Origin of the sequence: Hymenobacter sp. YIM 151500-1 (assembly GCF_025979885.1) — a bacterium.
In the GTDB taxonomy this organism is placed as follows: Bacteria; Bacteroidota; Bacteroidia; order Cytophagales; family Hymenobacteraceae; genus Hymenobacter.
In genome coordinates this window covers 2,004,333-2,019,165 of sequence record NZ_CP110139.1, presented here as the reverse complement: position 1 = coordinate 2,019,165, position 14,833 = coordinate 2,004,333, and the positions used below count along the sequence as shown (strand labels likewise).

Sequence of the window (14,833 nt, the reverse complement as noted above, 5' to 3'; positions counted from 1 at the left end):
CCGTCCACGTCTAGGTTGCCCGCTGGAAGTCGTCATTCGCCCCGACCTGTTACCCAACCTCACCCGTCACCTACAAAAACGGCCCGCCAATCTGGCGGGCCGCATGGTAGAAGCCGAAGGATACGTTCAGGCTGCCGAGGGCTCCACGGCGCAAATCTGGTTGTCCAGAGCCCCCGCGCTGACGGAAACCGAGCCCTGACCTTCCCAGATGCGCTGCATGGTGTGATGCTGGAAGTCTTCCACGATTTTAGCGTAAATAAGGGTGGTTTTGATGTTGGCGTGACCCAGAACTTTTTGCAGCACCTCTACTGGCATTCCGCGCATTAGGCTTTGCGTGGCGAAGGTGTGCCGCGCCGTGTGCATGGTCACCAATTCCCATTTCGGCACGGCGCGCTTGAACACCCGCCCGTCCACCGTTTCCACCAGTTCCACTGGCTGCTCCAGTCCCGCAAGCCGGGCAATGCGCTTCAGGTAGCGGTTCATCACTGCGTTAGCCATTACCGGCATCAGCCGCGCCCGTGTCCCATCATACTTGCCTAGCAGCGCCAACGCCGGCGCGGTCAAGTAGATGCTCACGCCCGTTCGGGTCTTGGTCTGCGTCAGCCGCAGCACCTTGCCACCTTTCCAGTCGGCCAGATTGCCCGGATGCAGATCGGACAAGTCCGAGTACCGCAGCCCCGTATAGCAACAGAACACGAAAGCATCCCGCACCAGCGCCAGATTGCTCGGCAGCATGGCCGAAGCCACCGCCGTCAGTTCGTCGGCCGTGAGCCAGCACTTTTCCACGTCCTCCCATTCCACGGGCAGTTTCGACGGGTCCACGGCCAGCGTCTGCCCGCGGCTTTCCTGGGCCCACGTGAGGAACGGCTTTAGGTGCTTGACCATGCCAGCAATGGTATTCTGACCGTGGCCTTTCTCCTCCCGCAGCCATCCGATTAGCGCGTCATGAGCCACCGTGTTGTACTCGGGTACCGTCATTCCACCTGGCAGAGTGGCTACCCATTCCGCTACCGCGTTGCGCGTCGTCTTGTAGCCTTTCACCGTGTTACGGCGAAATCCGCGCCCCAGCAGGCCTGCCCGGTGCTCGTCCAGCAGTTCTACGAGGCCCGGCGCGGGCGCGTCCGCATCCACTGACAACGCCGCCTTAAGCTGGGCCACCGTCACGATGCCATGCTTCGTGCGCAGGTCGCTATACGTCGTCTCCACCCGGTTCCGAAAGTCTTTCAACCGGGTAGTGGCGTTGTCAATATCGGCGAAGGACTTGCGGAACCAGCCGGTTTTGTCGTTCCACTCCGAGGCCAGGCATTTCTCCTTGGACCCTAGCCGCAGCCGCTGGTTTTCAAACGTAGCTACCAACCGGATGACACAGCGCCCGGCCGAATCCGGCCGCTCAGCGCGTCTTTCAAAGCAAATGTTCATGATACAGATGGGGGCAAGTGTGGGGGCAGGATTGGGGACAGATCCTACGCCTAGAGTCGCCGGAAAACATCTGGAGTCTAAAACGAGAAAGCCCCTAAAAAGCCGTGTATCTAGCTGATTCACGGCTTTTTAGGGGCTTATTCTTTACCTCACGTCTTGCGAGGTCGTACCCAGAGCCGGGGTCGAACCGGCACACCTTGCGGTATTGGTGTTTGAGACCAACGCGTCTACCGATTCCGCCATCTGGGCATTTTATGCCGTGCCTGTCGGTAACTCAGGAACGGGCAGCAAACTTAGCCAGACTTTCGTGAATGCGCAATAGGTAGCGCTTTTTCAGGTAATAGGTCCGAATTTGCTGCAGAGCCTGAGGGCGGGTAGCAGTGGGCAAGCCCTCGTAGCCGGCCAGCACAGGTTCAATGCCGGCGTCGAGGGTGTCTGTCAGCGCGTTGACTTCTTCTTCTACCTGTTTTACTGTGGCTGGGTCGGGCTCAAATTCCAGCTCCATGAGTTGTTCGTTCAGCTCCATGACTTCCATTAGAAAGTCAGCGGGCAACTCCTGCCTGCCTTCTTCCAGCAGGCCGTGGCGGCCGAGAATGTAAGCCATCCGCTGCTCCGGGTCGGAGAGAGTGCGGTAGGCGTTGGTATTTACCGTCGCCAATTGGAGAATTTCCTGTTGCCGCTCGGGACTGGCCGTGGCGTGAAAGTCGGGGTGGTACTCGCGACTTAGGGCGTAGTATTTTTGCTTGAGGGCTTTTTCGTCAAGTAAAAAGCTTTCGGGTAGGTTGTAGAAGGCGAAGTAGTCGGGCAAGGCGGCCATGAGGGCAGAAAAGCAGGCTTACGCGGAAGGAGGGGAAGATGGTTCATCATCCTCCTGCGCCATCCGTATTATTTCATCGTAGTCGCTGCCATAGAGCTTGCGCAGCTCTGCTTCGGTTCCAAAGTAGCTGTCAGGCTCAGGCAGGTACAGGTTGATAATGTCCCGGTCCAGTTCCTTGTCGGTAATGTTGGCCCGGCGCACGGCAGGTGGTACTTGCTGCGCCGAAAACACCAGGGGCGGCGCGGCGAACAGCGCCTTGGTAGCTGGCCACACCCGCCCGAATAACTCAGAGCGACGGTAGGCATTGAGAGCTTCGGCCGACTCCCACTTACTGTGGGTGCAAAAAACATGGGGCTGGTCGGCATCCTGCCACAACTCCAGCAACTGGCAGCCCGGCATTTGCCGGATCTGGTTTTCTGAGCTATGAAAGAGTTGTAGAAACTCAGCTACTCGCTCCGGCACGAACGTCATGCGCACGATTCTAATCAGCATAGAAGTATGAAAAAGGCGTGTGTCAGGATGTCATAAATTGCTTAACATAACTTATAAACAAATATAAGTTTCTGTATTGGAGATAGTTGTAAAACTAGGTGGTTTCCGCTGGAAACCGCACATCAACCTGGGAGTCGAAGTGAAGGCCCAGCAGTTCCGAAGCGTTGCCTTGGTTGATGCCAATGCACAGCTGATCCTGGCTGTTGAAGATGCACACGGCCTCGCCAGGGTCGGCGGCCTGGAAATGGGGAAGAATGTCGCGCACGGTTTCGCGGGCGAAGTGAATGGTGCAAGGGCGGCTGCGGCCCAGCACTTCCACAGCGGTGCGGGTGATGTTGGTAATAAGGTTGCCGTAGTGGTCGACGTGCACCACGTGGCCCGTAATGCGGTGGTCTTGCAGGCGCAGTTGCCGGTTCAGCAGCTGGTACACGTCGGTGGCGGCGGCGCCCAGTTCCGGTAGGAGTTCGCCCTGGGCCAGGCGCACGGCAGCGGGAGCCAGCAGGTCGCGGGTAGGGGAGGAGGTAGGCGCCTGGCCCGCGCCCAGCACTACCACTTGCTCGGGGCGGCCGTCGCAGAGTAGCGGCAGCAGGCCGTTGTCGGCCGTCACGAAGTAGTGGCCCTGAAAAGCGGCCGCCAGCCACGCCGCCCGGGGGGCGCCCAGGTCGTTGACGCCCACCAGATGCACCGTACCGGCCGGAAAATCCTGGTACACCGAGGCCAGCACGTGCACGGCGTGGGCAATGTTAAAGGGCTCAATGCCGTGGGAAATGTCGAGCACGGGCACCGCGGGGGCCAGTTGCAGAATCCGCGCCTTCACGGCCGCCACGTAATGGTCGCGGTAGCCAAAGTCGGACAGAAACGTAATCAAGCCCATGGCCGGAAATTCGGAGTTCTTCGTACTATTGCCAGTGCCCCGGTGGGGGCGGCAAAAGTAGGCGTTTTGCTGCGAAACGGGAACAGCAACGTTCTTGCGTTGTTTGTTGTTCTGGGTTGCAACGGCGACGCCCCGGCGCCTTCCATTTTCTGTTTTGCTCTAACTTCCCACAGATTGGTCGAGAAAGTCATCACGCTAGAAAACGTGTCCCTGGTTGAGTTCCTGGGCCCCGATAATCAGAACATCCGCCAGCTGGCCGCGGCTTTTCCCGGCAGTAAAATCATTTCGCGCGGCAACGAAATCAAGATTCAGGGCCAGACGCCCGTCATCAGCCGTATCAACGATATCTTGTCGGCCTTGCTGGAGCACTATCACCAGTACGGGCAAATCACCGATAAAACCATCAGCCAGTACCTAACCTCGGCCGACGAGGAGCTGGACGAGGCGCGCATGGCGGCCTCACCCGACGTTATTCTGTTCGGGGCCAAGGGCGGCGTCATCAAAGCCAAAACCGCCAACCAGCAGCGCCTGGTGGATGCCGTACTGAAAAACGATTTGGTGTTTGCCCTGGGGCCGGCCGGCACGGGCAAAACCTACATTTCGGTGGCGCTGGCGGTGCGGGCCCTCAAGAACAAGGAGGTCAAAAAAATCATCATTTCGCGCCCCGTGGTGGAGGCTGGCGAAAGCCTGGGCTTCCTGCCCGGCGACATGAAGGAAAAGGTAGACCCCTATCTGCGGCCGATTTATGACGCTCTGGAGGACATGCTGCCCCCGGAGAAGTTCAAGTTTTACCTGGAAAACAAAACTATCGAAATAGCCCCGCTGGCGTACATGCGCGGCCGTACGCTTAACAACGCGTTTGTGCTGCTGGATGAGGCCCAGAACACCACGCCTTCGCAGCTAAAGATGTTTCTGACTCGCATGGGACCGTCGGCCAAGGTAATGGTGAACGGGGACCGAAGCCAGATTGACCTGCCCACCAAGCAGAAGTCGGGGCTGATTCAGGCGCTTGATATTCTGCAAAACGTCAGCGGCATTGGCTTCGTGGAAATGAACTCCGACGACGTGGTGCGCCACCGCCTCGTAAAGCAGATTGTGCAGGCCTACGACCAGTTCGACGTGCAGCAGCAGCGGGAGCAGGCTGGCCGGCCACCCCGCGACTACCAACCCTCGTACCGGCGGCGCCAGGAGGAAGTGGCCTACCACGACCCGGCCCGCCACCCCGATGCCCGCCGCGAGGACGATGGCCGGTCCGCCCTGCCCGTCAACCACGAGCAATAAGTCAGGACTTAGGCATTCCTGTTTTACAACGGCGCGGTAGCTTTGCTGCCGCGCCGTTTGCTTTCCAAAAAAACCGCTCTTGCTATGATTACCGCCCACCGCATCACCACGCCCGCCGAGCTGGAGCAGGCTTTTGCCATTCGTAAGAAGGTGTTTGTAGAAGGCCAAAACGTGCCGCCCGAACTGGAGCATGACGCTTTCGACCGGGAAGGAGCCACGCACTACCTGGCCCACACCACCGATGGCACGCCCTGCGGCGCTGCCCGTTGGCGCCTGACGGCCGGCGGCGTAAAGCTGGAGCGGTTTGCCGTACTGGAACAGTACCGAAACCAGCAAGCAGGTGCCGCCTTGCTCCGGGCGGTGCTGCACGACGTGCAAGCCGCCCACCCCGCCGCTACCGTGTACCTGAACGCCCAACTGCCCGCCGTGCGCTTTTACGAGCGGCATGGCTTTGAGAAAGTAGGGGAGATGTTTGAAGAGGCCGGTATTCAGCACTACAAGATGACCTGGCAGCGCCCGGCGTGAGGTGTAGCACAACTTTATAGGTTGCGCCTGGGCGGTTTATTAAAACGGTGACGCGCCAACAATGCGAGAACCCGCGAACTACGAAGTTTGCGCTACGGCGTACTATTTTTTATCTATTTTGCTCGAGTGAGAGGTTAGGGTGAAGAATAGCAGTGTACCAATTGCGCATGGCTTGTTTCTATGGTGATTAAGTGGGCGCCTAACGCCTTTATTCGACTGGTGCTGCCGCTCATGGGCGGTATTCTGCTGCATCTGTATTTTGGTGAGCTGTTGCCGCCCTTGCTGCCGTGGCTGGTGGGCGCCATAGCCGTCTTTATTGGGGTGCAGCTGTGGGCCGCGCGGCAGCTCACGCCCGGTCCCACCGATGCGGCCGGGCTGCTGGCGGTGCTAGCGTTGCTGGTGGCGGGGGCTGCCCTCACCCAGCAAGCCACCGAAAGCCGCGCCCCTAATCACCTCTACCGTTTCGGCAGCCGCATCGAGTTTTACCGCGCCGTGGTGGACGACTACACCGTAACCCGGCCCGCTACCTACGCCACCACCGTGCGGGTGTCGGCGGTGCGGGTGGCGGGGCGCTGGGTGCCGGCCGTGGGCGGTATCCGGGTGTCGGTGCCGCGGGAAACGGGCGTGACGGCTCCGCAGTACGGCGACGTGTGGGTGGTGCGCGGAGCGCCGGCTCCCAGCAAGGCCCCGCTCAACCCCGGCGAGTTCGACTACCGCCGCTACCTGCAGTACCATCAGGTGTACCACCAGCAGTTTGTGCACCCTGACCAGTACCGGCGGGTGGCGGTGGCGCCGCCCAACCGCTTGCGGGCCGTGGCCATGCGCGCCGCCTGGGTGCTCGACGGTGTGTTTCGGGAGTACGTGCGCGCTCCGCGCGAGTACGCCCTGGCCTCGGCCCTGGTGCTGGGCATCAAAGACGACGTGGACCAGCAAACCCGGCAGGCCTACGCCAACACCGGCACCACTCACATCATGGCCGTGTCGGGGTTGCAGGTGGGGCTGCTGTTTGGGGCCGTGACGTGGCTGCTGGGGCTGCTGCCGGGCCGGCGCGGGCGGCTGTTTCGGCTGGTGGCGGCGTTGCTGGGGCTGGCTGTTATCTGGAGCTACGCCTTCGTGACGGGGCTGTCGGCGTCGGTGCTACGGGCGGCCGTGCTGTTTTCGTTTGTGAGCGTGGGCCGGGCCCTGGGGCGGCAGGTGTCCATGTTCAACCTGCTGGCCGCCGCGGCTTTCGCCTTGCTCTGCTACGACCCGTATCTGCTCTGCGACGTTGGGTTTCAGCTCTCGTTTCTGGCCGTGCTCAGCATCCTCTACCTCCAGCCCCGCATTGCCGGCTGGCTGGCCCCCAAAGACTATTTCTTCGACCAGCGCCGGCCCTGGCAGCCCGCGCTGGTGCAGCACTTGTGGAAGTGGACCGGCGTCTTCCTCGATAAAACCTGGCAGGCTACGGCCCTGTCGTTGGCGGCCCAGGTAGCCACGCTGCCGCTGGGGTTGTTCTACTTTCACCAGTTCCCGCTCAGCTTTCTGCTGTCCAACCTCGTGGCCGTGCCTATTTCCAGTGGGGCCGTGTATGTGGGGCTAACCCTGCTGGTGCTGAAAGGTGTGGTGGCGCTGGCAGGGCTGGGGGCGCCCGGCGTGGCCTCCGTGCTCGACTGGGCACCCCGCGGGGTGGCGTGGGTGTTTGAGAAGATGATTCTGCTGTTCAATGAGTACATCTTCTGGATTGGGGAAGCCCTGCCCGGAGCCTTGCTTTCCGGCATCCACGTCACGGCTCCGCAAACCTGGCTGCTGTTCGGGTGTATTGTGACCGGACTGGCGTTTCTGGCCCTGCGGCGGTTGGCGTGGCTGGGCGTGGCGTGCACGCTGCTGGGCGTGTTTGCCGGCAGCCGCGTGTGGGCCGCCTACCGCCTCGCCCCCGACGAGCAGCTCATCGTCTACAGCATTCCGCGCCGCTCGGTGGTGGGCTTCTGGCAAGGCGCGGCCGTCGACATTGTGCCCGTCGATTCCCTGCCTCTCACCGAGACGGAGCGCACCTACCGCATTGTGCCGGGCCTGATTCGGCGGCAGGCGCGGCGCGTGGGCTACCACCCCGGCTGGCGCGGCAGCCCGGTGCCGGTGCGCCCCGTGGAGCCGGGCCTCACGCTGGCCGCCTGGCGCGGGCTGCGCGTGGCCTTCGTGAGTGGCCGCCTTCAGTACGACGCGCGCCAGCCCCTTGGCGCCGACCTCGTAGTGCTGCGCCGCAACGCCCGCGTGCGGCCCCCGGAGCTGGCAGCCCGGTTCGGCACGGCGGCGCCGGTGGTGTTCGATTCTTCGTGCAAGAGCTGGTACGTGGCCCGGCAGGATTCTCTGCTACAGCAGGCTGGTTTTCAGACGCATGACGTAACCCTGCGCGGTGCCTTTATCCTGCGGCCCCGGCCCTAGGGTAGCGCGGCACGTGGCCTCACCGAACCTTTGGCGGCGGGCTTGCGCTATAGCAGGTAGTAGTAGCATCAATTTTGCTAGGTTTGGCTTTGCGCCCAGCGTATTTCTTGCTGCCGACAAGCTACAGGCCGCGGGCCGCACCCTAAACCGACCACCGACCGCAACGTCCACGACCCATGGAAGACATGCCCACTCAGGAACTGGAGGCCCTGCGCTACATTCGCTACGAGGCCCAGGACGCCATCGGCTATATCACCCTCAACCGCCCCGACAAGCGCAACGCCCTCAGCGCCGACGTGGTAACCGAGCTGAAGCAGGCTTTTGAGTTTGCCGAAAACGACGAAGCCTGCAAAGTAGTCGTGCTGCGGGCCGAGGGAGACGTATTTTGCGCCGGTGCCGACCTGGGCTACATTCAGGAGCTGCAAAACTTTGGCTACACCGATAACCTGGCCGACTCCACCCACCTCATGCAGCTCTTTCACCAGATTTACACCCTCAAGAAGGTGGTAATCGGGCAGGTGCAGGGCCACGCCCTGGCCGGCGGCTGCGGCCTGGCCACCATCTGCGACTTTGCCTTTGCCGTGCCCGAAGCCAAGTTTGGTTACACCGAGGTGAAAATCGGGTTTCTGCCGGCCATTGTGAGCGTGTTTCTGCTGCGCAAAATAGGGGAGGCCCGCACCAAGCAGCTCCTGCTTACCGGCGACGTGGTGCCGGCCCAAACCGCCCTCGACTTCGGCCTGGTCAACTTCCTGGTGCCCCGCGAGGAGCTGGCCGACAACGTGTACCGCTTTGCCCGCCGCCTGTGCGTCGAAAACTCGGCGCAGAGCATGGAAACCACCAAGGAAATGCTGGCCCGCATTCCTGAAATGCCCCTGGAAGAAAGCCTGCGCTACGCTGCTCGCATGAATGCCGAAGCCCGCGGCTCCCAGGACTGCCGCCGCGGCATTGCCGCTTTTCTCAACAAGGAAAAGCTGACCTGGGACAACTAAGCTGAGCCAGTACCCCGAAGGTGGACTTCGGCCCGCCAGAACGACAGCACACGAATCGTTCTGGCGGGCCGAAGCCCACCTTCGGGGTGCTGGTTTTAACGGCACCGTCTCGCCGAAGAGGTCCGTTCTTTTTTATTTTTCCTCCCGTTACCTATCCAAACCTTCTCAACTCTCCGCTGGTTTGAGCCCTATGACAACGCTGGCAGCCGTAGCCGTAACGACGGCCACTTTTCTGGGAATGGAGTTTGTAGCCTGGTTTATGCACCGGTTTGTGCTGCACGGGCCACTGTGGTTTCTGCACCGCTCCCACCACGTGCGGCACCCGCACCACTTCGAGCGCAACGACTTCTTCTTCCTGTTTTACGGCTCGTTGTCCATGCTGCTCATCCACTTCGGCTCCGACGCCAAAGACTACCGCTTCTGGATAGGCATCGGCATTGCTGCTTACGGTACGGTGTATTTTTTTGTGCACGACGTGCTCATCCACGGCCGGCTGCGCTTCTGGCGCAAGTCGCGCAACACCTACCTGCGGGCGTTAAACATGGCCCACAAAATTCACCACCGCACCACCGGCCGCGACGGCTCCGAGGAGTTTGGGCTGCTGTGGGTGTCGCCCAAATATTTTACGCTGGCTCTGCGTAAACCCGCTCCCACGCGCGTGCTGCCCACCCGCCGCACCGCTTCCAACCCATAACTATAGCAGAGAAAGGGCACTATCGTGGGAAATTTTTCTATAAGCGACCTGGAGCAGCTGTCCGGGATTAAGGCACACACCATTCGCATTTGGGAGCAGCGGTACGGCATCTTGCGGCCCGTGCGCACTGCCACCAACATCCGCACCTACTGCGACGACGACCTGCGCCGCCTGCTCAACGTGGCTACGCTCTGCGGCCGCGGCTACCGGATTTCGCAGGTGGCCCGCCTCACCGAGCAGGAGCTGTCGAAGGCCGTTATTTCCTGCTGCGACGATGCCCACGACTACAGCCAGCAGGTAAACGGCCTGCTGGCCGCCATGCTCGAAATGAACGAGCTGCAACTCAGCGCCTTGCTCAGCCGGGCCATCCGGCAGCTGGGGTTCGAGCCAGCCATTCTGCACGTAGCCTACCCGTTCTTACAGCGCATCGGCATTATGTGGCAGGCGGGCACTGTCAACCCGGCTCAGGAGCACCTGGTTACAAACCTGCTGCGCCAGAAGCTGCTGGCCGCCACCGACGCCCTGGACCCCGTGCAGCCTGCGGAGGCCCGGCGCTGGGTGCTGTTCCTGCCCGAAGGCGAAATGCACGAGCTGGCTTTGCTGTTCATGAACTACGCCCTGCGCGCCCGCGGCCACCACGTGCTGTACCTGGGCCAGAACCTGCCTACCCAGGAGCTGGTCAGCGTGTGCGCAACCTACCAGCCCTACGCCCTGTGCACCGTGATGACCGCCGTGCCGGAGCGCGACCGGGTACAGGAGTTTATTGCTGAGCTTAACCAGCTCTGCCCCGTGCCGTTGCAGCTGCTGTACGGGCCGCTGGTGCAGCAGGAAGGACTGACGCTGCCTGCCAATGCAGTGCGGATGCGGCTGATGACTGATTTCCTGACCCTTTTGGACCAGCTGGGGCCTGTAGCGCGGGCCACTGCCGGCGGCTCATAAATTCGTAACCAGATTTGTTTAACTAAGCCGGCCGCCACCCGTAAGGAAGGTAGCCGGCTTAGCCGTTGAATCGGGGTGAACTACCTACCAAAAAGTAAGCCTAAAATGAGCCTGCTAGCAACTGGTAAATAGTTGCTGGTTAAGTAGTTATATGATAAACGAGTGGGCGTTCAGAAGCCATAAAATTTTTCTGAAAAAAAAATTGTGAGCAGCTATTTGACTTTCAGATTCCCTCGTATATTTGTTTAACTTTTTGCCACGAAAAGCTAAACAGTATGACCTCTTTGGAATTCACCAACCAAGTACAAAAGATTTCCTATTCACTGAAGCCCGTGGCGATGAACCTGACCCGCGACGCCGACGATGCTAAGGACCTGGTGCAGGAAACCTTGCTGAAGGCACTGCTGAACAAGGACAAGTTCAAGGCGGGCACCAATTTGAAGGCGTGGTTGTACACCATCATGCGCAACACCTTCATTAACAACTACAACAAGATTACTAAGCGCAACAGTAATATTGATAGCACTGAGTATTTCCAATATTTTAATACCGATGAAAACTACATTACCCACAACGGAGCGTCTTCGGATTTCGTAGTAGCCGATATCAACGAAGCCATTGCGGGCTTGTCGGCCGACTACCGTACACCGTTCATGATGTACTACATCGGCTACAAGTACCTGGAAATTGCGGAGAAGCTGCAAATTCCGATTGGCACCGTCAAAAACCGCATTCATATCGCCCGCAAAGAGCTTAAGCAGGCGCTGCAGACATACGCCCCCGGCGTGTAGGGAATAGGGAGAGAGTACAGACCGCCCCGGGCGTATCGCGGGCCGCGGACGACGTTAGCCACCCGGCTGCGTGGTTCGCGGCCCGTATGTCTTTCATCACAGCTTGTGCAGATTACCTGGATTTCACGAATTATTTAGCGTTGCAAACGGGTAGTGCATACTGCTGACAACTACAACCGCCTTAGCAGAGGCGCGCGTGCACTGGTCGGCATCCGTGAAAGCCAGTTAATCTGCCCAATCTGCGCTTCATTTGTTGAACCTCTGGCTGGTTTGACGGTATGTTATTCGGAAAGCTAGGCAGGGAAGGGCTGCACTAGGTAAAGCAACTGGCTGCGGCGCCGAAGCAAAATTGAGTAAGCAGCTGACATTCATTTTTCTACCGTTTTTCTGTGCCTAAACACGTCCTTGTTATTGGGGCTGGCTTTGCCGGCCTGGCGGCGGCTACCAGCCTGGCCCAGCGCGGCTACCACGTCACGATTCTGGAAAAAAATGAAGGCCCCGGTGGCCGGGCGCGGGTGTTTCGGGCCGAGGGCTTCACCTTCGACATGGGCCCGAGCTGGTACTGGATGCCCGACGTGTTTGAGAAGTACTTCGCCCGCTTCGGCAAGCGCGTCGCCGATTACTACGACCTGGTGCGCCTCGACCCCTCGTACCAGGTAATTTTCCGCGGGCCCGAAGCCGTGGACATTCCGGCCCGGATGGAGGAGCTGCGCGGCCTGTTTGAACGATACGAGCCCGGCAGCGCCGCCCGCCTCGACGCGTTTCTGCGGCAGGCGGCTTATAAGTACGAGGTCGGCATCAACAAATTCGTGTACATGCCCGGCCGCTCCCTGCTGGAGTTTGCCGACCCGCGCTTGGCCCTCGATGCCCTGCGCCTCGACGTGTTGCAAAGCATGCACACCCACGTACGCCGCTACTTCCAGGACCCGCGCCTGCTGGAGCTGGTCGAATTTCCGACTTTGTTTCTGGGAGCCATTCCACAGAACACGCCGGCCTTGTATTCCCTGATGACCTACGCCGACCTGGCCCTGGGCACCTGGTACCCTATGGGCGGCATGCACCGCATTGTGCAGGGCATGGTGGCACTGGCCCAGGAGCAAGGCGTGACGCTGGAGTACAACGTGCCCGTGCAGCAGATTGTGGTCGAAAACGGCCGGGCCACCGGTGTGCAAACCGCCGAGGGCTTCCGGGCCGTCGACATCGTGGTGGCCGGCGCCGACTACCACCACGCCGAGCAGCACCTGCTAGCCCCCGAGTGGCGCCACTACAACGAAGCTTACTGGGACAAGCGCACGATGGCTCCCTCGTCCCTGCTGTTTTACCTGGGCATCAGCAAGCGCCTGCCCAAGCTGCGCCACCACAACCTGTTCTTCGACGAGGACTTTGCCCGGCACGCCCAGGAGATTTATGAGCAGCCCCAGTGGCCCAGTCGCCCGCTGTTCTACGCCTCGGCCCCCAGCCAAACCGATCCTTCGGTGGCGCCCGAAGGCTGCGAAAACCTGTTTCTGCTGATTCCGGTGGCCCCCGACCTGCCCGATACGGAGGAAACGCGGGAGCGGTACTACCACCTGCTCATGGACCGGCTGGAGCGGCACTGCGGCACCAGCATCCGCGACGCGGTGGTGTACCGGCGCAGCTACGCCCACCACGACTTCGTGCAGGATTACAACAGCTACAAGGGCAACGCCTACGGCCTGGCCAACACCCTGCGCCAAACTGCCATTCTGAAACCTTCCCTGAAGAGTAAGAAAGTAGCAAATCTGTACTTTACGGGCCAACTCACCGTACCCGGCCCCGGCGTACCGCCCTCCCTAATTTCGGGCCAGGTAGTAGCGAGTGAGGTTGAAAAGGAGAATTAATAATTAGTAATTAAGAATTAAGAGTTGGTAAGAGAGTAGGTCAATTGTTCTGTAACGTGAGCATGACGTAATTCTTAATTACTAATTCCTAATTAGTAATTCAAAAAAATGGACCACGTTGCCCTTTTTACTGATACCAGCCTGGCGTGCAGCAAGCTGATTACCAAGCGGTACAGCACGTCGTTTACGCTGGGCATCCGCACGCTCGACCGGCGGTTTCACCTGCCCGTGTACGCCGTGTATGGCTGGGTGCGCTGGGCCGATGAGATTGTGGACACGTTTCACGACCTCGACAAGGCCGCTCTGTTCCGGGACTTCCGCCGCCAGACCGACGAGGCCTTGGCCACGGGCTTTAGCCTGAACCCCGTGCTGCACGCGTTTCAGCACGTGGTGCGCCTGTACCGCATCGACCGGGAGTTTATCGACGCCTTTTTGTACAGCATGGAAATGGACCTCGACGACCGGAGCTACAACCAGAGTCTGTACGAAAAGTACATCTACGGCTCGGCCGAAGTGGTGGGGCTGATGTGCCTGCGCGTGTTTTGCGAGGGCGACGAAGCCTTGTTTCAGCGCCTGCGGGAGCCGGCCCGGCGCCTGGGGGCCGCGTTCCAGAAAGTCAACTTCCTGCGCGACATCCGCTCCGACTACGAAGACCGGGGCCGCGTGTACTTCCCCGGCGTGCAGTACGAGCGGTTCGACGACGCGGTGAAACGCCAGGTGGAGGCCGACATCCGGGCCGACTTTGAGGCCGGGTACGCCGGCATTGTGCAGCTGCCCCGCGCCGCGCGGCTGGGCGTGTACCTGGCCTACGTGTACTACCTTAAGCTCTTCCACAAAATCCGGCAGCTGCCGGCCAGCCGCATCCTGGGCGAGCGGGTGCGCGTACCCGATAACACCAAGCTGCTTTTGCTGATGGGTTCGTACTTTCGCTACCGCCTGCGGGCTATTTGACGCGGCGGGCCGGAATGGAGCCTGCTAACTGGCTGTTGGACAACAACCTTCTTCCAGTCAGCCTCGCCCCTTAAGGCTGGGGGTATCCGTCCACGAATCTTGCGCCGCCTGAAGCTCCTTTCTTCTACCTCCTTTTTTTCGCTGCCGTGTCCGCCGAAGCTAGCCCCTACACCTTAGCCAACCTGCGCCGTTCCTACCAGGAAGCGGCGGCCAGCAAAGAAGCCGGCGAAAAGTTTTACCAGCTCATGGCGGCCTACCAGCAGCAGGATGCCGTGGTGCTGGCCTACAAAGCCGCCGCCGAAGCCATCCGGGCCCGCGACGCTTCCATGTTCAACAAGCTCGCCTACATTCAGAACGCCGGTAAGCAGTTCGACCAAGCCGGGCAGCTGGACGCCGACAACCCGGAAATCCGGTTTTTGCGTCTGAGCGTGGAAAGCAATATTCCCAGCTTTCTGGGCCTGAGCCAGCACGTGGAGGAGGACCGGGAGTTTCTGGTGAACTCGCTACTGAAGCACCCTAAGTCGGGCCTGGATATGGAGGCGTTTCAGTTGGTGCGCAGGTTTATGATTGACCACGGCCACGTGTCGGAGGCCGATGCTCAGCGCCTGATGCAGCTGTAGGCCACTGCGCAGCGGTTCTGTTGATCTGAAGAGGCGGCTTCTGACCACGAAGGCGCCTTTTTTGTGACGGCGGCTAGCTCAGTAGTTCGGGCAGTTTGCGCAAAATCCTGTACTTTTTGCTGAAGCCAGACGGTCAAGAAGACAACCTTCTGCCCGCGTTTGCG

Annotated in this window: 14 protein-coding genes and 1 tRNA gene; 10 read left to right on the top strand and 5 right to left on the bottom strand. The window is 60.4% G+C overall.

Annotated features, from left to right (window positions below; translation table 11 throughout):
* Window positions 1-126: 126 nt before the first annotated feature.
* The 5 genes from OIS53_RS08365 to OIS53_RS08345 all read right to left on the bottom strand — a co-directional run bounded on the left by OIS53_RS08365 (window position 127) and on the right by OIS53_RS08345 (window position 3,602).
* Window positions 127-1,419 carry a site-specific integrase gene (locus tag OIS53_RS08365; protein ID WP_264681942.1) on the bottom strand — a complete coding sequence of 431 codons (1,293 nt, stop codon included), beginning with the start codon at window positions 1,417-1,419 and terminating at the stop codon, window positions 127-129.
* A 167-nt stretch (window positions 1,420-1,586) separates the two neighbouring features.
* Window positions 1,587-1,668 (bottom strand) — tRNA-Leu (locus OIS53_RS08360).
* A 25-nt stretch (window positions 1,669-1,693) separates the two neighbouring features.
* Window positions 1,694-2,236 (bottom strand): Fe-S protein assembly co-chaperone HscB, encoded by a 543-nt coding sequence (gene hscB, locus OIS53_RS08355; RefSeq protein ID WP_264681941.1) that lies wholly within the window; start codon window positions 2,234-2,236, stop codon window positions 1,694-1,696.
* Window positions 2,237-2,254: 18 nt separating this feature from the next.
* Window positions 2,255-2,728, bottom strand: coding sequence for a putative quinol monooxygenase (locus OIS53_RS20380; RefSeq protein ID WP_319805484.1), 474 nt, complete (start codon window positions 2,726-2,728; stop codon window positions 2,255-2,257).
* Window positions 2,729-2,822: 94 nt separating this feature from the next.
* A complete protein-coding gene (locus OIS53_RS08345; RefSeq protein WP_264681940.1) occupies window positions 2,823-3,602 on the bottom strand; it encodes an SAM hydrolase/SAM-dependent halogenase family protein in 780 nt (259 codons plus the stop codon).
* 174 nt (window positions 3,603-3,776) lie between these two features.
* Between OIS53_RS08345 and OIS53_RS08340 the strand changes: the two genes are divergently transcribed.
* The 10 genes from OIS53_RS08340 (at window position 3,777) to OIS53_RS08295 (ending at window position 14,669) form a co-directional block, all read left to right on the top strand.
* The gene (locus OIS53_RS08340; RefSeq protein WP_264681939.1) at window positions 3,777-4,883 is read left to right on the top strand and encodes a PhoH family protein; all 1,107 of its coding nucleotides are present in this window, start codon (window positions 3,777-3,779) and stop codon (window positions 4,881-4,883) included.
* 84 nt (window positions 4,884-4,967) lie between these two features.
* Entirely contained in the window at window positions 4,968-5,408 is a 441-nt protein-coding gene (locus OIS53_RS08335) for a GNAT family N-acetyltransferase (RefSeq protein ID WP_264681938.1), read from the top strand.
* 180 nt (window positions 5,409-5,588) lie between these two features.
* Entirely contained in the window at window positions 5,589-7,826 is a 2,238-nt protein-coding gene (locus OIS53_RS08330; protein ID WP_264681937.1) for a ComEC/Rec2 family competence protein, read from the top strand.
* A 176-nt stretch (window positions 7,827-8,002) separates the two neighbouring features.
* Complete coding sequence (locus OIS53_RS08325) at window positions 8,003-8,815, top strand: enoyl-CoA hydratase/isomerase family protein (RefSeq protein WP_264681936.1); 813 nt, start codon at window positions 8,003-8,005, stop codon at window positions 8,813-8,815.
* Between the two features lie 190 nt (window positions 8,816-9,005).
* Window positions 9,006-9,509, top strand: a complete 504-nt coding sequence (locus OIS53_RS08320) for a sterol desaturase family protein (protein WP_264681935.1) — start codon at window positions 9,006-9,008, stop codon at window positions 9,507-9,509.
* A 24-nt stretch (window positions 9,510-9,533) separates the two neighbouring features.
* Window positions 9,534-10,448 carry a MerR family transcriptional regulator gene (locus OIS53_RS08315; RefSeq protein WP_264681934.1) on the top strand — a complete coding sequence of 305 codons (915 nt, stop codon included), beginning with the start codon at window positions 9,534-9,536 and terminating at the stop codon, window positions 10,446-10,448.
* 275 nt (window positions 10,449-10,723) lie between these two features.
* Window positions 10,724-11,239, top strand: coding sequence for a sigma-70 family RNA polymerase sigma factor (locus tag OIS53_RS08310; protein WP_264681933.1), 516 nt, complete (start codon window positions 10,724-10,726; stop codon window positions 11,237-11,239).
* Between the two features lie 389 nt (window positions 11,240-11,628).
* A complete protein-coding gene (locus OIS53_RS08305; protein ID WP_264681932.1) occupies window positions 11,629-13,098 on the top strand; it encodes a phytoene desaturase family protein in 1,470 nt (489 codons plus the stop codon).
* A gap of 108 nt (window positions 13,099-13,206) precedes the next feature.
* A complete protein-coding gene (locus tag OIS53_RS08300; RefSeq protein WP_264681931.1) occupies window positions 13,207-14,049 on the top strand; it encodes a phytoene/squalene synthase family protein in 843 nt (280 codons plus the stop codon).
* Window positions 14,050-14,195: 146 nt separating this feature from the next.
* Window positions 14,196-14,669, top strand: a complete 474-nt coding sequence (locus OIS53_RS08295) for a hypothetical protein (protein ID WP_264681930.1) — start codon at window positions 14,196-14,198, stop codon at window positions 14,667-14,669.
* Window positions 14,670-14,833 lie beyond the last annotated feature (164 nt).